General features: G+C 52.8%; 13 protein-coding genes. 7 read left to right on the forward strand and 6 right to left on the reverse strand.

What is annotated here, in order from left to right; all coding sequences use genetic code 11:
* Positions 1–2178 (forward strand): carbohydrate binding family 9 domain-containing protein, encoded by a 2178-nt coding sequence (locus tag ACXYMU_RS02555; RefSeq protein ID WP_458984774.1) that lies wholly within the window; start codon positions 1–3, stop codon positions 2176–2178.
* Between the two features lie 108 nt (positions 2179–2286).
* On the opposite strand, the gene ACXYMU_RS02560 is transcribed toward ACXYMU_RS02555, so the two are convergent.
* Positions 2287–2913 (reverse strand): DapH/DapD/GlmU-related protein, encoded by a 627-nt coding sequence (locus ACXYMU_RS02560; protein ID WP_458984775.1) that lies wholly within the window; start codon positions 2911–2913, stop codon positions 2287–2289.
* Positions 2914–3240: 327 nt separating this feature from the next.
* The gene (locus ACXYMU_RS02565; RefSeq protein WP_458984776.1) at positions 3241–3444 is read right to left on the reverse strand and encodes a hypothetical protein; all 204 of its coding nucleotides are present in this window, start codon (positions 3442–3444) and stop codon (positions 3241–3243) included.
* A 458-nt stretch (positions 3445–3902) separates the two neighbouring features.
* Here ACXYMU_RS02565 and ACXYMU_RS02570 point away from each other — a divergent pair, with 458 nt between their 5' ends.
* Positions 3903–4781: a sulfite exporter TauE/SafE family protein gene (locus tag ACXYMU_RS02570; RefSeq protein ID WP_458984777.1), complete on the forward strand. Its 879-nt coding sequence runs from the start codon at positions 3903–3905 to the stop codon at positions 4779–4781.
* Positions 4782–5301: 520 nt separating this feature from the next.
* Here ACXYMU_RS02570 and ACXYMU_RS02575 read toward each other — a convergent pair.
* From ACXYMU_RS02575 to ACXYMU_RS02590, 4 genes are all read right to left on the reverse strand, one after another.
* On the reverse strand, positions 5302–8163 hold the full coding sequence (locus ACXYMU_RS02575; RefSeq protein WP_458984778.1) for a TonB-dependent receptor domain-containing protein: 2862 nt from the start codon (positions 8161–8163) through the stop codon (positions 5302–5304).
* Positions 8164–8754: 591 nt separating this feature from the next.
* Positions 8755–9198, reverse strand: a complete 444-nt coding sequence (locus ACXYMU_RS02580; protein ID WP_458984779.1) for an RrF2 family transcriptional regulator — start codon at positions 9196–9198, stop codon at positions 8755–8757.
* 157 nt (positions 9199–9355) lie between these two features.
* Positions 9356–9835, reverse strand: a complete 480-nt coding sequence (locus ACXYMU_RS02585; RefSeq protein WP_458984780.1) for a DUF2231 domain-containing protein — start codon at positions 9833–9835, stop codon at positions 9356–9358.
* Between the two features lies 1 nt (position 9836).
* Entirely contained in the window at positions 9837–10151 is a 315-nt protein-coding gene (locus ACXYMU_RS02590; RefSeq protein WP_458984781.1) for a hypothetical protein, read from the reverse strand.
* Positions 10152–10448: 297 nt separating this feature from the next.
* Here ACXYMU_RS02590 and ACXYMU_RS02595 point away from each other — a divergent pair, with 297 nt between their 5' ends.
* The 5 genes from ACXYMU_RS02595 (at position 10449) to ACXYMU_RS02615 (ending at position 18300) form a co-directional block, all read left to right on the forward strand.
* Positions 10449–11540: a DUF4856 domain-containing protein gene (locus ACXYMU_RS02595; protein ID WP_458984782.1), complete on the forward strand. Its 1092-nt coding sequence runs from the start codon at positions 10449–10451 to the stop codon at positions 11538–11540.
* A gap of 100 nt (positions 11541–11640) precedes the next feature.
* A complete protein-coding gene (locus tag ACXYMU_RS02600; RefSeq protein WP_458984783.1) occupies positions 11641–12756 on the forward strand; it encodes an imelysin family protein in 1116 nt (371 codons plus the stop codon).
* Positions 12757–12949: 193 nt separating this feature from the next.
* Positions 12950–14323, forward strand: coding sequence for an HTTM domain-containing protein (locus ACXYMU_RS02605; protein WP_458984784.1), 1374 nt, complete (start codon positions 12950–12952; stop codon positions 14321–14323).
* Between the two features lie 3 nt (positions 14324–14326).
* A complete protein-coding gene (locus ACXYMU_RS02610; protein ID WP_458984785.1) occupies positions 14327–16735 on the forward strand; it encodes a TonB-dependent receptor domain-containing protein in 2409 nt (802 codons plus the stop codon).
* Positions 16736–17175: 440 nt separating this feature from the next.
* Positions 17176–18300, forward strand: a complete 1125-nt coding sequence (locus ACXYMU_RS02615) for a sugar phosphate isomerase/epimerase family protein (protein ID WP_458984786.1) — start codon at positions 17176–17178, stop codon at positions 18298–18300.
* Positions 18301–18620: the final 320 nt, after the last annotated feature.

Genomic DNA, 18620 nt, shown 5'->3' on the forward strand with positions numbered 1-18620 from the left:
ATGTCAAAAAAATACCTTCTGTTATGTTTACTGGGGTTCCTGTGGTTACCGGCCCTGGCTCAGAAGAAAAACGAAGCTTACCAGTTGCCGATCCAGAAAACCAATTTGCCCATAAAGATAGATGGCGTGATGGACGAGGAGGCCTGGCAGATGACGGCGGTGGCCAAAGACTTCTTCATGGTGCTGCCCATGGATACCAGTTTTGCCAGGTCGCGCACGGAGGTGCGGATGACCTATGACGATAACAACCTATACCTGATTGCGCATTGCTACCATGCCGTGCCGGGGCCCTATGTGGTGGAGTCGCTGCGCCGGGATTTTGAGTTTGGCAAAAACGACAACTTTCTGCTTTTCATGGACCCGTTCGATGACCAGACGAATGGCTTCACCTTTGGCTCTAATGCGGCGGGCGCGCAATGGGACGGCACCATGTTTAACGGTGGCAGCGTGGACCTGAACTGGGACAATAAATGGGTGTCGGTGGTGAAGAACGACCCGGAGAAATGGGTGTTCGAGCTGGCCATCCCGTTCACGACGATCCGGTATAAAAAAGGCATCAGCCGCTGGGGCATCAACTTCAGCCGCCTGGATTTGAAGACGACCGAAAAATCGAGCTGGGCGCCTGTGCCCCGGCAGTTCCCGACGGCCTCGCTGGCCTATTCCGGCAACCTGGTCTGGGACCAGCCACCGCCGGTTACGGGAGCAAATGTTTCTGTGATTCCGTATGTGTTGGGCGGCGTTTCCAAAAACCATGAGCGGGGAGAGGCCTCGGCTTATCAGAAAAAAGTCGGGGCCGACGTGAAGATCGGCATCACCTCGGCGCTCAACCTGGACCTGACCATTAATCCTGATTTCTCGCAGGTGGAGGTAGACCGGCAGGTGACCAACCTCGACCGCTTTGAGCTGTTTTTTCCGGAGCGGCGGCAGTTCTTCCTCGAGAACGGCGACCTGTTCGGGAACTTCGGCAGCCCCACGATCCGGCCCTTTTTCTCGCGCCGTATTGGCCTGGGGGTACCGATTCGGGCGGGTGCCCGCCTCAGCGGCAAGCTCAACAAGGATTGGCGCATCGGGCTGATGGACATGCAGACGGCCCCCGTGGAGGAAACCGGCTTGCCAGCCCAGAACTTTGCCATCGCGACCTTGCAGCGCCGGGTGTTTGCGCGCTCCAGCGTTGGCTTGCTATTCGTTAACAAAGAGTCGCTGAACTATAAGCCGGAGCAGGATACCTTGCACCCCACGTACTCGCAGTATAACCGCAATATCGGCCTGGAGTATAATCTGGCTTCCGCGAACAACGCCTGGACCGGCAAAGCCTTTGTGCTGAAGTCTTTTTCTCCGGGTGCGGCAGGAAACGATTTGGCGCAGGCGGCAAGCCTGGAATACAGGAACCGGCATTATTCCTTTCAGTTGCAAGAAGAGTATGTGGGGAATGACTTTACCGCGGAGGTGGGGTATGTGCCTCGTCGGAACTATTTCAAGGTCAGCCCCTCGGTGAGCCGGCTCTTTTTCCCGAGCGGCGGGCCGGTGCTGAGCCATGGCCCCCGGCTGAGTACCACCTACTTCTTCGACAGCAACCTGAACCGGACCGATAACCTTAACCTGCTGTTTTATACCCTCAATTTCCGGTCGCAGAGCCAGTTTACGGTTATACTGATTGACGAGTACGTGAAGCTGCTGCAACCCTTCGACCCGACAAACTCCGGGCAAAAGCCACTTGCCACCGGCACAGCGCACCACTGGAATGCCGTGCGAACGGATTTTTCATCGAAGCCACAGAGCGTGTTTACCTATGGCTTTAGCACGCGTTTCGGCCAGTATTACGATAATGGCTCCTGGACGAACCTGGCCGGGGAGGTAGGCTATCGGTTTCAGCCTTACGTGAATATCCAGGCCAACGCCAGTTACAACGACATCCGCATACCGGAGCAATCGGGGGATACGAAGTTCTGGCTGGTTGGCTCTAGGGTGAACGTGACGCTAACGAACAAGCTGTTCTTCTCCAATTTCCTGCAGTATAACGAGCAGGCCAACAACCTCAACCTCAATACCCGCTTCCAATGGCGCTACCAACCCGCCTCCGACCTGTTCATCGTATACACCGACAATTACCTGCCAGCACCTTTCAATATCCGGAGCCGAGCCTTGGTTCTGAAGCTAACTTATTGGTGGAATAAGTAGAGTAGAGAAGCGATGGGAGAGGTTGCTTTTTTTTGAAAACGTGGGTACTGCTCTATGGTATAAACTGAGCGTAAGAAGTATAAATGCCAAAATTTATACCCGAGCCGTTTAGACCTTTTGCTCCACCATTTCCAAGCGCTTCACAATAGCATTAGGCTCCAGGACTGTACCCGGAGAGAGCACGGCATTTGCGCCTATCTTGCTGTGGTCGCCTACTAAGGCACCAAACTTCTCGGTGTTGGTATGGATGATCTCGCCGCGCACTATTAACCGAATTTGCTTGTCGGTGCGCTCGTTAAAATGGTTGGCGATAACAGCGCCCGCCTCGAAGTTGACGTGGCTACCGATCAGGCTGTCGCCGATGAAGTTGAAGTGCGCGATGGCGCTGTGATGCATGATCACACTGGTTTTTACCTCACAGCCCGTGCCTACCACGCTGCCTTTTCCCAGGTAAACCCCACCCCGCAAATAGGCATTGGCCCCAATAAAGCAATTCTCCGACACAATAACTGGCGCTTTGAGCACGGCATTCCGTTCCACCGTAGCCGACCGGTGCACCGCCACGCCTGCTGTGATGGTATAGCTGTCGTCCAGTTCACGAATCATACCCTCTAAAACAGCGCTCAGGTTTTGCGTTACTTGCCAGGGCAGGTTGTGTTTGTGCGCAGGGAACAAAACGGAAAAGCTTGCAAGGTAGCTGTCGATGGAGAAGTGCATGAGCGGCGTATTAGGCAATGAGAATGTTTAAAATTCGCTTTTGAGGCTGTATAATCTCTGTTATAGAACCTGCATCAGCCTTTTATATGGAGCCTTTGCCAGAACCCTTCCTGATAAAGCCCAATGCTAACTCCGAAAATTACAAGAATGCTGAAGATGGAGGGATAATGGATGCTGATCAGGGTTTGGGGTTCCTGCTTTAGTGCACCAACTTTTGTGTAGCTGTCTGAAGCTCCGGATCGCAAATCGTTTGGCAGATGACGCAAAAGAGACGAGCGACATCCAGCAAGTGAAAGTAGGCTAATTATCAGTCCTGGATGCGCTTAAACAGCCTTTATTACTTAACTAAATTCCGGAAATATGTTGGTTTTGGGAAATGTAAAGGGTATCGCTCATCTCGGTGTGCTTGTCTGGGCTAGGGGATTCCTGCGTCACGATGTCTGTTCCGGGTTGTGCAGGTTCTGCCGAAGAGGGTTGATCTAGCAGCAATTGGTTTGCGAAGAAGTACATGAATACGGTGAAAACAGCAAGCTTGATAATATTCTTCATGGGCTTCGATGCTAATAGGTGGAACGATTCGGTATTGTTAAATAGATAGTATATTTTATATTTAACCGGGACGCATTAATTACGGCTTACGTACGCTGTTGCACTTTGTTGTTGTTAAACATTGAAAATTCGTAATTAGTGCAAAAGGTTGTGAACGTAGGAGTTATATAGGGTAAAACAGGTATTTAAAGGGGTCAATGATTCTCAGAATCAGGCAAGAATTAAGGGAATAAAAATTGAACATTATTAATGTGTAAACATTGGAGTGTAGGCGATGATTTCGCCTCAACCATAACTAGGCTTCAATAACATATAAGATATAAAACAACGTGCGAAAAATAAAATAGCTGTAAAGTCTACAAAATCCATAGAGTTTATATTTATTTGCATTGTCAACGAGAAGGTTGAGCTCTGACTAGGATGGATAAATTACCTAAGTATTTAAGTTAAGCAGAAGAATGAAGACGATGTACTGGTATGGCGCTAGCCTTACAATTGCCCTGGCTGCGATGGCAGTCCTGATTTTAACTGGTGTGCACCACCTGCTGCTAAATGCCATGCCCGCCATTGTGAGTGAGCATGTTACGGCCGACATTTTTATGTACATACTGGCTGGTTTTGTGGCGCAGTTGATTGACGGGGCGCTCGGAATGGCGTATGGCGTGAGTTCTACCACCTTTCTGATGGCAATGGGTGTACCGGCAGCAGCGGCAAGTGCGAGCGTGCATACCTCCGAGATATTTACCAGTGGTGTATCCGGCCTTATGCACCTGAAGTTCGGCAACGTGAACCGCAAACTATTCCAGACGTTATTGCTACCCGGCGTGATCGGGGCGATACTGGGGGCATATATTCTCTCCTCCATGGAGGAGTATGATTACATCATCAAGCCCATTGTGTCGAGCTACACCTTTGTGCTTGGCATCCTGATTCTCCGCAAAGCCTATCAGATCCGAAAAGAAGGAGTGGAGGTGAAAAACGTAGCCCCGCTTGCCATCTTCGGTGGCTTCATGGACTCTATCGGCGGCGGCGGTTGGGGCCCCATTGTATCATCAACCCTGATGGCACGCGGCAACTCGCCTCGTTTCACCATCGGCTCCGTTAACCTGGCCGAGTTCTTTGTGGCGCTGGCCTCTTCGCTCACGTTCTTCACCATGATCGGGCTGATGCATTGGCAGGTGATTGTCGGGTTGATTTTGGGCGGTGTGCTGGCTGCTCCCGTAGGCGCCTCGCTTGCCAGTCGTCTGCCAGTAAAAACCATTATGCTAATAGTAGGAGTGCTGGTAATCCTGATCAGCACGAGAACGATTGCGATGGCGGTGCTCGCCCTGCTGTAAACCAGCTTCATTATAACAAATCGCCCTGTACGACTTTGGTTGTGCAGGGCGATTTGCGCTTAAGGGGAGTGGTGCTTTCGTCTTATCCCTCCGAAAGTCGGACCTCTTTATGCCCGTTAGTATGTTGCAGGCGCTACTCCACCTCCTGATTACTGGCGCGGATTTTAATCCGTGACTTTGTATAATGGAGGGGCTGAGACCCGACCATGGGATAACTGAAATGCTATCCTGCGGCCCTGCAAAGCTGGCCCTCCGGCCCCGTTTGGGTTACAAACCCGACGTTATGCTTACGTACGGGCTGAAAACCCGCACCAGTATCACAACTATCCGGTGAAAGCTTTAGTCAGTAGAAGTTTAGCTAGTAGGAGTAATTTAAACAGAGAAATAGCTCAATCCGATACCCCTCACAGGTAGTGAATTACTGCCATGGCCCCTGCTAGCCGATGGGTAAATAAAACAGAAAAGCCCTGTATAGGTGATTGGCTCACTTGTACAGGGCTTCTGTATGCTTAAGCGTTATTTATTTGCTCAGCAGTCCATCCAAGGTGATGGCGGTATAGTAGAGTGCCCCGATGGTGGGGCCGGCAGCGTACTGGATGTAGCGGTTATTCAGGATATTGGCCCCACCCACTTTCACGGTTGCATGGGCGGTAGGCACTTTCAGGGTAAGCTGGGCATCCAGGGTATGATAGCCGGGCACCGTGCCATTGGCTAGTGGGCTCTGCCACTCAAACGAACTCTGCCAGCGCCATACCACGTTATAGCCCAGGTTCGGCAGTATCTCGCGGTTAGAGAATGATAGGTTCGTGGCCCACGTCGGGGTGTTGAAGCCTGTCACGAAGATGTCCTGCTCCTCGTTTGCCACAATGTTGTTGTAGCTGACGTTGCCTGCCAGCGCAAACTTGCTGAAGGTGGTATAAGTAAGCCCCAGGGCCGAGCCGAAGTTGCGGTAGGTGTTGTGGGCATTGGTATAGACGCGGTATCGGGTTTGTCGGGTTCTGTTGGCAGAGAGCATGTCCTGTACGCTGGCATCGGAACCAACCTGACCTGAGTTGGGAACAGCCACCTCCACCTGTCCCAAAAAACCGGAGTAGGCATTAAGGTAGGCATCCGCATCGATGACAAGGGAGTTGTTAAGCAGCACGCTCTTATACCCTACTTCCACCGACCGGATGTGCTCGGGCGTGGTGACGGCCAGGTTCGCGACTTGAAGCAGGTTTCTCTGCCGCTGTGCTGCTTGCTCCCGGCTCATGCCGTTTGCTAATTCCTGGTTCACGGCGGCGTTAAAGGCGTTCACGGAGGCAAGGGTATACGAATTGTCAAGATAGCCAAGTCCCTCATTGATGTAGGCAAGGCCCCCCACGCGGCGTACGTTGCCGTTATTAACGTAAGACAGCGCCTCGAACAGCGATGGGAAACGGTAGCCGCTCAGGAAAGAGGCCCGGAAGTGATGGCGCTCCGCATGGGTATAAACCGCCGAAAGCCGTGGATTCAGTTTTGGGTCGAACTCGGGGTTGTAGTCCAGGCGCAGGGAGCCGTATAGTTTCAGCTTATCCTCCAACAGCGACTTAGTGAGCTGCCCGAATACGCCAACTTTCTTATAGTAAACATTGTCGCCGCCCGGCTGGGTTCTTTGGTTAATCGGGCGTGAGAAGTCCACGAAATTATTGCCATCCGGAATCACCTCATAAAGCCGTGCATCTGCTCCGAGCAACACATCCACAACCCCTATTTTGTCCGACAAATCCCATTGGGCATCGGTGTGGTAAAGGCGGCTCTGTTGCGTTAGCCAGGCACCGCCCGTAGGCGAGGCGCCTGGAATCACGGCGCCATGGTCCCAGTTGTTGATGCCGATGATCGTGTTTTTCAGGTCCTCGAAGGCCGCTGTGCCGGGTTGTGGCCGGCCTTGGTCCGCTGCCTGGCGCGCACGCGCCATGGCTGTGGCTAGGTCCGTATCTTGATCCAGCTCGGTTTGCAGCGCCGCCTTAAATTTAGTGCCCCATACAGCATTGGAGCCTCCGCCGCTGATGTCAAGGTTATCTGCCAAGGGCTTCACATTATAGGAATCCCCCGTATTCTCCGCGGATACATAAGATCGGACGGTATAATGCTCCCCCTTTAATTCCAGGCAGTGGTTCTGCACGATCACGTTGTCGAGCTGTATCTTGTTGCCACGCTGAAACACGCCGTCCATCTTGCCAATACGGTAGCCATAAGATAGCTCTGCCTGCTGGCTGAAGCGATAGTGCAGCGCCGCATCGAATTTAAGGTTGTCTACGGTGGGGCTTACCAAATCCCGTTCCCAGTAACCTGTGCGCCGCACAATAAACGACTGGCTTTTGCCGCCATATTGCACCCCGTTAACAGTCACCGCGTTGTTGTTCTCATCACCATACTTGTTCCAGGCATCATAAGCCGGGTTTGCATCGCCTGCCAGTTCGGTATAAGCCGGGTTTGCCGTGTTTCGGGAATTAGGGTTCTGGTCGGTGGTGGTGTTGCCGCGCCAGTCGGTGCCGCGCATATAGCTGGCGTTGATTTTAAAGGCCCATTTCTCATTTAAAGCTTTGGCATAGCGCACAGCGGTTTCGGTGAGCAGGCTGGGGGTATGGTCGATGCCATCCACATGGTTCAGGCCGGTTTTCTGGTACACGCTCAGGCCCTGGTGAAGGAAGGGGTTCTTGGTAATCAGGTTCGCCATTCCGTTGATGGCGTTCATCCCGTATAAGGCGGCACCGGCACCGGGCGTAATCTCCACACTGGCAATATCAAGCTCGGTGGGGCCAATGGCGTTGCCAAGCGGCACGCCTAGTGTTGCTGCCTGCATGTCCACGCCATCCACTAGTTGCATAAAGCGGTAGTTGTTCGGGGAGTTGAACCCCCGGGTGTTCGGTACTTTAAAGGTAAGGCTGGCCGTGGTCATTTGTACGCCCTTCACGTTCTCCAGGGCATCAAAGAAGCTGGGAGCCGGCGATTCGCGAATGGCCCGGATGTCGAGCTGCTCCACAGCAATAGGAGACTGAAGCTGGCTTTGCGATATGCGGGAAGCCGAGACCACCACCTCCTTGCCCAGCAGGGTTTGCGTAACCAGCGCGATCTTCAGCTTCGAGCCAAGGTGCTGCACCTCGATTTCCTGCGGCTGAAAACCAATTGATGAGAACACAACGGTGAACGGGAAGGCGAGTTTGGTACGGAGCGAAAAATCTCCTGAAACATCAGACACCGTGCCGATGCCCGTGCCCTTGATGTAAACACTAACGCCAGGGAGGGCTTCTTTAGCGTCCCGGTCGATGACCTGCCCGGAGATTTCGATGAAATTGGTTTCCTGCGCCGTTGCCCAAAACGGAAGCAGGAAGGAGAGAAGCACGAGGTATATATTCTTCATGGGGATTAACTATAAATAAAAAGGAGGGTATGGACTGCATGTATTGTAACATTGCCTGCCACTGACTGCTTGTATACATGATTATCCCCTGATAAAGTAAGGAGAGGTATAAAGCGGTATATGAGCGGTAGGCCGGGTATTTGGCAGGCAGTATTAAAAGCTATTCTGTACCGCTAGAAACTTTGCCAGGTCATATTATTGTCAGGAGCCTGCCATGCGGCTGTGCGTGATAAGAGGGGATCCAACAAGTAGCGCTGACGCTAACAGCAACAACGGCACAAGCCATACGGCTGCATGAAGCGGGGGGCGACAAAGTATTGTATGGAGAAAACTGGCTTCATGATTTATTAATTATATAAACTCTATCGGATTAATAGACAAATAGAATTGTTTTCGGTTTAATTTCCAAACAATCAGGTATTAATAATTATTACAGCCTGTAAAACAGCTCTAAATCAAGCTTCCTAAGGGTTAAAACAAAAAATCCGCCGGCACATTTGCTGCGCACCGACGGACCTTTGGTTTCCAAGTGTATTTTCTGTGATGAGTATATACTATGTATGCTATGGGGTATAACGAAGAGGCGGGGAGTTAATACTTGCTTTCTTCTTCAACCAATCCAGAAATTGTCTCGAGGTCGCTGAGGAAGGTATTATCGAGGATATCAGCGGTGGCGTCACGCACTTTCTTCATCACGATCCGGATCTCGCATGTCGCCTCGTCAATGCATTCGTCGCACTTGCGGTAGTAGAGGTGGCTTACGCAAGGGATGGCTGCCAGCGGACCGTCGATCATACGGATCACATTGCCCACGGAAATCTCCGACGGGTTTTTAGAAAGATAATACCCCCCGTTCTTGCCGCGTACACTCTGCAATACGCCACTTGTTTTCAGGTCCACTAGTATGGCTTCCAGGAACTTACGCGGGATACGTTCGTTTTCGGCAATGTCAGAGATAATGACCAAGCCTTTGTCTTGCTGTTTGGTGAGGTATAAAAGTGCTTTAAGGGCGTATTTTGCTTTTTTGGAAAGCATGAAGTCTCTCGTTTTAGGATGTATCAAATTTACGCCTTTAGAAGGCAAAGTGAAAAGATAAAGTTCCTCTTTTCATTTCGGCCACTTGCACTGCCGATAGGGTGTAAAAAATCCCTCGCCATACCTGGCAAGGGATTTCCGGAAAATTGGGAAAGGCTTAAAAATCGGAGCAGTCGCTGGTGGGTACCTGCACACCGCCAGCCTGTTGGTACACAATGGTGGCCCCTATATGGGCCGTGTATACCAGGAAGCCGCTGCCCACCACCATCAATAGCAGCACAGCTATACGCAACAGCTTTGCGTGCCACTTCATCAGGCTCAGCTCCAGGGCCGTGGCCGCCGAAAACAGGTAAGCCAGGGTAAACGCCGACTGCTCGTGGCTTTTCAGCACGGTGGGGTCACAGAGGGAGCGCGACACAATGCCTTCTGCCATGTCGCCGGTGTATACGCTCACCCACGCTGCAGCGCAACCCAGGTACAGCGTGTAAGCACCGGCCCTGTGCCAGAAGGCGGCGTTTTGCTCCTGTAGGAAGAGCGCCACCAATTTAGCTAGGGTTGCCAGTAGCAGCACGGCAATGGGCAGGTGCACCGTGAGCGGGTGCCATACCTCCGTGCGCCAGAAGCCTGTGTCGCCCATGCTACTCCATTATTCTTACCGCGATCGGGTCGAGGCGCTGGCCTACTTTCTCTACTTCAACCTCAACTTTTCCACCTTCTTGCAGTTGGTCAAACGCAACCGTTTCGCCATTCTTTGTAAGTGTGGTAGCCTCTGTGAAGTAAAGCTCCAGCACCTTGCCGTCGTCTGTCTTCACATAGATCTCGTCTTTATCGGCCTCTACCTCATCAATAGTGCCCTGGTACGTGCCTGACTCTACCACATCTGTTCCGCCTTCGCAAGCATAAAGGAACGGGACCATCATCAGTAGGAGGGCAACTAATTTCAAGTTTTTCATAGTGCTTCTTTTAAATGTTAGTTTGATCAAATATAAATAAAAAATATATACAGCCTAGCAGGCCTCCTGCCTACTTCGCTTGTGAGCAGTCTGTCCTATACCAGGCCCAGGCAGTTTGCAAGGCTGATGTGCGGCTGTACTCACGACCTCATTTTAGCGGTATAACTTTGAATTAGTTCCCCCTTATTTAAAATTATTTTAAATAAGGCTTGTCTCTTTTCGCTGTGGACCTTAGCTTTGCCTAACTATTTATAATAAGTCTAAATAAAAACTGTTGATAATTTCATGCGATCCACGATGAGTTCTTTCAGATTTAAAACACTTGCCCTGGCAGTAGCGGCCTGCGTTTCTTTTTCTTCCTGCTCCGATGACGATGAGAACACCCCGTCTTACAACGTGCCGGACACCTATAACTTCGAGAATGTGAACTACAGCGGCCAGACCGCCCGTATGAGCATGCTTTCGGAACTGGATACTTATATAAAAACAGGCAACACCGGCGGGCGGCTCAACGCGCAGGACATGAAGAACATGTATGCCAATGTGAACGCGCCGTTCGCGGATGCTTCTCTTAACACCTCTGGCAAACAGCTGAAGAACAAGACCATCGGCACTGCGCAGGTGCAGTTTGAGAACTATTTTGATGCCGTGGCAGCGGCTAGCCTTTTGGCAGGCACACCAGCTCTGAACGGCAAAGCCGGTTTGCTGACAACTACGGATAACAAATCATACCTGGTAGATGCCAATGGTGTGGAATTGGGCCAGGTGATCTCAAAAGGCTTGATGGGTGGCGTGTTCTATTACCAGGCCGTGGAAAGCTACCTGACCGAGGAGAAAATTGGTGCGGCTGTAGACAACAAAATGGTGACAGAGGGAGAAGGAACAGCCATGCAGCACCACTGGGATGAGGCATTCGGATACTTCGGCGCACCCAAGGACTTCCCAACCAACCTCGAAGGCCTGAAATACTGGGCGAACTACAGCAACAAGGTAAACGCCGCGTTGGGTAGCAACAAGGTTATGATGGATGCCTTCCTGAAGGGGCGTGCCGCCATCAACGCCAACGACACAAAAGGCAAAGAAGAAGCCACTGCCACCCTGCGCACAGAGTGGGAGCGTTTGGCAGCAGCCTCTGCCATTCTAGAGCTGAACGCCGCCAAAAACAACCTGTCGGACCAGGCAAAGAAAAGCCACTACCTGTCTGAGGCCATCGGATTTGTGATGGGGCTTAAATTCAAGACTGACCGCAAGATCACGGACACACAATACAACAACGTAATGGGCAAAATCGGTGAAAACCTTTACAACACCACCGGCGCCGACATTCAGGCAGCCATCGATATTCTGGCTGAAGCCTATAACATGGGCAGCATTAAGGGGCAGTTGTAAACATCTGGCCCGCTGGTAAGTTAATTAAACCCAAACAAGAGAAGCAGCAGCTTTGGCGCCATGCCCGAGCTGCTGCCTTTCTCGTTAAAGACAGCTCTCTATGAAACTATTCAGAAACTACGCTTTCGCTGCTTTTGGTTGCCTTTTGGCACTGGCTGGCTGCGATTCCGAGAATGGCGGCTCAGGCCCCAAGTCGGAATTCGACCGCCAAGCCATGCTAGCAAACTACAGCACCAACCTGATCTTACCGGCCTATGAGTCGCTAAACACAAGCACTACAGCCTTGGAAACTGCGGTGGGCGCTTTTACAGCCAGTCCTTCTGTTGCCAACTTAACCGCAGCCCGCACCGCGTACCAGGCAGCCTATAAAAACTGGCAGCAGGTGAGCGTTTACAATTTCGGCCCTGCCGATGAGCAGCTCCTGCGCACCAACCTGAACATCTATCCAACGGCTACCGCCGAGATTGAGGCGAACATTAACGCGGGGACTTACGATTTGCAAACAGCTTCCAACCTGGATACAAAAGGCTTCCCGGCGCTGGACTACCTGTTATACAGTGCCGCTACCGCTGAGGAAGTGGTGGCCCGGTATACCACTGGCGATAAAGCCGCTAACCGCAAAAAGTACCTGGAGGATGTTACTAGCCTGATCAAGCAGCGTACTGCTGCCGTGTATAGCGGCTGGACAAGCGGAAACTTTGCCGATACCTTTCAGAAATCCACGGGTACAGCAGTAGGTAGTGCCATCGGGAGCCTGGTGAACGAGCTGAACTCTGACATCGACCTGACCAAGCGCGCCAAAATAGGCATTCCGAGCGGGCGCTTTACAGCGGGCAGTGCGCTGCCCGAGAAAGTAGAAGCCTATTTTAGCAAGACCTCGCTGGAGCTGCTCAAGCAAAACATCCGCGCTGAGAAAGCCATCTTCATGGGGCAGTCGGCGAGTGGTGCAAATGGCCTGGGCCTGGACGATTACTTGGATCATGTGGGCGCTTCTTATAACGGTGGCCAGCTTTCGGATGCTGTTGAGGCGCAGTTCGATGCGGCTTTGGCTGCTGCAGAGGCCATTCAGGGACCGCTTTCCGAAGCCGTAACCACGCAGCCTGCCGCAGTGACCAAAGCATATGATGCGCTGCAGAAACTCATTGTACTTACCAAAACGGATATGCCGGCCGCCCTGGGTGTTACCATCACCTACACCGACAATGACGGCGACTAGGTTCAGACACAAGTGTTTTGGACACAAGTATCAGGACACAAGACACAGGATTTTCTGACATATAAGAACCCACCCCTAACCCCTCTGGGGAGGGGAATTTTCCTGAATGTATAGTTCCCCTCCTTGGAGGGGCAGGGGTGGGTTTACATCGACATAACATTTTCAAAAGCCAAAGCAGCCCTCCAAATCATATATGCTTAAAAAGCTCCAGCCATACCTCACAGCACCTGTCTCTGCCGCACCGTTGGCAGTGTTCCGTATTATTTTCGGCGGGATGATGCTGTTTAGTTTGCTGCGCTTTGTGGCAAAGGGCTGGGTAACGGAGCTGTACGTGCTGCCGAAGGTATACTTCCCGTACTACGGCTTTGAGTGGGTGCAGCCTTTGGGCGAGGCGGGGATGTATGGCATCTTCACGGTGATGGTGCTGGCGGCGCTCGGTATCATGCTTGGGCTGTTATACCGCCTTTCGTCGGTGCTGTTTTTCCTGAGCTTTACCTACGTCGAGCTGATTGACAAGACAAACTACCTGAACCACTACTACTTTGTGAGCGTGGTGGCGCTGCTGTTGGTATTGGTGCCCGCGCATCGGCACTTCTCGCTGGATGTGCTGCGCAAGCCGCAACTGTGGGCGAGCCATGTGCCGCGCTGGGCGGTGCTGATTTTCCAGCTGCAACTGGGCCTGGTGTACTTTTTTGCCGGGCTCGCCAAGCTAAATCCCGACTGGCTGCTGGAGGCCATGCCCTTGCGCTATTGGCTGCCGGCGCACACGCACCTGCCGCTTATCGGACCACTGCTGGACGAGGTATGGGTAGCCTACCTGTTCTGCTGGTTCGGTGCCTTCTACGACCTCACGATTCCTTTTTTCCTGAGTTGGCGCAAAAGCAGGGTGCTTGCTTATGGCACCGTTATCGTGTTCCATGTACTCACGGCGGTACTTTTTCAGATTGGCATGTTCCCCTACATCATGATCGTGAGCACGCTGATCTTTTTTTCGGTCAGTTTTCATGAGGGCATCCTCCAAAGATTGCGCAGCCTGGCTCGGGTTTATACCCCAACCATACCTGCTTTTGCGAGGGTGAAGGGCCAGCCAGTGCTGTTGGGCATACTGGCAGTTTATTTCCTTGTGCAGGTGCTGCTACCTTGGCGCTTTGCGCTGTACCCGGATAAGCTGTTCTGGACCGAGCAGGGCTATAGGTTTTCGTGGCGCGTGATGCTTATGGAAAAAGCGGGCACTGCCTTTTTCTATGTACGCGACCCCCAAACCGGGCAGGAGGTGGAGGTTAACAACCGCAACTACCTGACCGTGAACCAGGAGAAGATGATGGCGACCCAGCCCGACATGATTCTGCAGTATGCCCAGGTGCTGCAGCAGGACTTCGCCCAACGTGGTATACCGGATGCTGAGGTGCGCGCTGAAATATATGTGAGCATGAATGGCCGCGGAAGTCGGCTTTTTATTGATCCAACCGTTAACTTAGCGGCCGAAAAGGAAAGCTTCCTGCCAAAGCCGTGGATTTTGCCTTTTGATATAACCTCCCCAGCCCCCGAGGCGGTGGGACAGAAATAATTTATGCGCTTTATTCTGCTTGTTTTCTTATCGTTCCTTGGCCTGCATCCTGTGTTGGCCCAAACGTTCTCGGTTTCCGGAAACATCACCAATGCCAGCAGCGGTAAGCCGGTGGTTCACGCGGAGGTGATTCTGCTTAGCACAAGCGCCATCACTAAAGCCAATGCACAGGGCGAGTATCGTTTCAGCAACCTGGCGGCCGGCACCTATAGCTTTACCGCTTACGCCGAGGGCCTCGGGAGCGTAACCCAGCAAGTAACCATCCAAAGTAACGATGCGACCCTACACTTCGAGCTAAAGCCTTTCGAGGGTAAGCTGCGCGAGGTGCGCGTGAATGCCGAGCGTGACAAGTCCTTTGGTATCACCCGTTTGAACTCCGTGGAGGGCGCTGCCATTTACGAGGCGAAGAAAAGCGAGGTCGTGGTGCTGAGCGACATCACAGCTAACCTGGCCACCAACAACAGCCGGCAGGTGTTTGCTAAAGTAGCCGGCCTGAACATCTGGGAAAGCGACGGGGCCGGTTTGCAATTGGGCATCGGGGGCCGTGGCCTCAGCCCAAACCGCACTTCTAACTTCAACACCCGCCAGAATGGCTACGACATCAGCGCAGATGCGCTCGGGTATCCTGAAAGCTATTATACCCCACCCACCGAGGCCCTCGACCGCATTGAGGTGGTGCGTGGTGCGGCATCTCTGCAGTACGGGACGCAGTTTGGGGGTATGATCAACTTTGTGATGAAAGAGGGGCCGGAGGACAAACCGTTTGAGCTGACCACCCGCCAGACAGCGGGTTCGTGGGGCCTGGTAAACTCTTTTAACAGCATCGGGGGCTCCAAAGGCAAAGTACACTATTATGGTTTTTACCAGTACAAGCGCGGCGATGGCTGGCGCGATAACTCCGGTTTTGATGCGCAGACGGCCTTTGCATCGGTGCACTACAAACCGAACGAGAACCTGGAGATCGGCGTCAACTATACCTATATGGATTACCTGGCACAGCAGCCGGGCGGCCTGACAGACGCGGAATTCAACGCAGATGCCCGCCAGTCGAAACGCGACCGCAACTGGTTTAAAGTGAACTGGAACCTGCTGGCCCTGACCATGGACTACCGCCTGAGCGACCGCACGAAGCTGAACATCCGTAACTTCGGTTTAGTGGCTGAGCGCGACGCTTTAGGTTATCTGGAGAAGATCAACCGCCCGGACCCCATGAATGAGCGTCTTTTGCTAAAGGACCAGTTCAACAACTTCGGCAATGAAACGCGCCTGATCCATCGGTATGATTTGCTAGGCAACTTCTCCACCCTGCTGGTGGGTAGCCGCTACTACCATGGCCTGACGGACCAACAGCAGGGAATGGGCTCTGCCGCCTCTGACGCTGACTTCAGGTACTTTCCGGAGAACAGCAAACCCAGCAAGTCTGACTACAATTACCTGAGCCGCAACTTTGCCCTGTTTGCCGAGAACATCTTTAACCTCACTCCTAAACTGAGCATCACGCCAGGAATACGCTACGAGTGGATCAACACCAACGCCGACGGCCATTACAGCGAAGTGGTGACAGACCAGGCGGGCAACATCATCCGGGACGAGGAGATACCGGAAGACCGCCACAGCACCCGCGACATTGTGCTGCTGGGCCTCGGGCTGAGCTACAAGCCAAGCGAGCGGATGGAGGTATACGCCAATTACTCCCACAACTACCGCGCTATCAACTTCAATGACATGCGCGTGATCAACCCGAACCAGTACGTGGACCAGAACCTGCAGGACGAGCGCGGCTACAGTGCGGATCTGGGCTTGCGGGGCGGCATTAGCGGCGTACTGAATTATGATGCCAGCCTCTTTTACCTGGCTTACGAAAACCGCATCAACTTCCGGAACATTCCCGGCACCACCGACCGCATCCGCACCAACGTGGGGCAGTCGCATAACCTCGGTTTAGAGACCTTTGTGGAGGTAGACTTCCTGAAACTGTTTTATGGCGATCAGCATAAAACCAGCCTATCTGCTTTCTCGAACATTACCCTTGTGAATACACGCTATAACGTGGAAGAAAAGAGCTATGATGGCAACCAGGTGGAATTAGCACCGCCTGTTATCGCTAAGACGGGGCTTTCGTTTAAGCGCAATAACCTGAAACTGGCCTACCAGTATGCCTATACCGCTGCCCAATATACCGACGCGGCCAACAGCGTGCTGGAACCTACGGCCGTGGTGGGCCGCATTCCGGCTTACTGGGTAATGGATTTGTCGGGGAGCTATACCCTTAAGCGCTTCACGCTAGAGACCGGCATCAACAACCTGACCGACAATCGTTATTTCACGCGCCGTGCCACCGGTTACCCAGGCCCCGGTATCATCCCCTCGGATGCCCGCAACTACTATGTCACGCTGCAGTTCAAGCTGTAAGGCAATTTAGCTTGTTCAGTGACATGTTTTCCCTGGGGGGAAGGGGAATGACATGCACGTGCCAAGTGCCAGTTTCTGTAGTTACCGGGTCATACCACCCCTGCCCCTCCTTGTCCAAGGAGGGGAGTTGATCTATTTTACTGGCGCAAGTTTTCAAACTTGTGTCTAAAAATGATGTCGAGTTTGTAACTCGACTGGGCCAGAGGCCCAACTATACCTCACACGCGCGAGACGCGAGCGAAGGCAAGTGTTTTCCTATATACCAAATTCCCCTCCTCGGAGGGGCAGGGGTGGGTTCTCTTGCTATCCTACAAATCATACCTCTCTCTTCTCATCTACACCCCCTAGTTTGGAGGTCGCGTAAGAATCTACTATTTTGGGAGAGTGCGTGGCATATCGCAAAGCCGCGTCAGGAACCATAAACAAACAGCAGCAAGCATATGAACAACCAGATCTGGATCATGACCTCGGCTTTTGACCAGCTGAGCTTAGACGATGTAATCGAGAGAGCACAGGAAACCGGCGTGCAGGGCCTGGATGTATGCGTGTTCCGCAAAGACGGCACTCGCGATGACTTTGTGGCGACCCACCTCGATTATGAGAATTTTGGGCTGGAGGATGCGAAAGCGCTGCTGGATAAGTTTAACGGGGCGCGGTTGCAGCTGTCGTTGGGGGCGTTTGATAACCTGATTGGCGGCGACCCGGCACAGCGCGTGAAAAACCAGAACCACTTGCTCCGGCTCATCCGGATGGCGCACCTGCTCGGCGGCGATGCCAACGATGTGAAGGTCGGCACCTTTGTAGGGTATAACCACGAACTGGGGGTGCAGGAAAACGGCTTCCAGAAGAACCTGGAGGAGTATGCGCGTGTTTTTGCGCCCATTATTAAATATGCCGAGGACCTGGGCGTGACGGTGCTTTATGAGAACTGCCCGATGGAAGGCTGGCGACCGGCTGGCTATACCTCTACCTTCAATAACCTGACTGGCGTGCTGGCGGCCCGCAAGCTGATGTATGAGCTGGTTCCGAGCAAGGCGCACGGCGAAATATACGACCCGTCCCACGACGTCTGGCAGCACACGGACCCGAGCGAGGTGATTCGACATACGGATATGGCCCGCCTGCACCGCATCCATGTAAAGGCTACGCGCCGCAACGGCAGCGTATATTGGGGCAATATGTACCCGAAACAGCAGGTGGATGCCGACCTGGCGAAACGCGCCGGCGTGCCCATCCCGGCAAACGAATGGGACCGACATAACTACGAGGCCATGCTCCCCGGCTTCGGCGGCTCCGACAGCATGGACTGGCGCAACTTTGTGCAGACGCTGCAGCAGCGCGGCTTTACGGGTCCGTTTGAGATAGAGAATGAAGCAGCACTGTCGAAAGGAACGGGCAATATGGGGGCCATCATGCAGGGCTTTAAAGCCACCACCCTCAACCTGGCCCCTATGCTGTGGCCACTCACCGAACAGGGGTACCAGTATGACGCCAAAGGCTTCCGGGAACTGAAGCAGGTTGTTAACAAGGATATACCGGTGAGAACGATGGAGGAGCTGAGTTAGCTACCTTGGCGACAGGCTGTTTTTCAAAAGGCTGAGCGGCAATCATTGCTTTCGCTCGCGTCTCGCGCGTGTGAAGTGTACTTGGGCCTCTGGCCCAGTAGAGTCACAGACTCGACATCATTTTTAGGCGCAAGTTTGAAAACTTGCGCTATAGAAGGTAGCCTTTCTTTCAGGCAGTGAAATTCCCCTCCTCGGAGCTAATCTTGTAGGGAAAAACCTTTGTCATTTTGCAGTTTCTCAAAGATTTTATAACCTTCTATCATATAATGTAGCTTGACGAGCGCTTCCCCCATGAGCTTTACTCCCGGCATGGGCTGTTT

Source organism: Pontibacter sp. CAU 1760 (assembly GCF_054482735.1).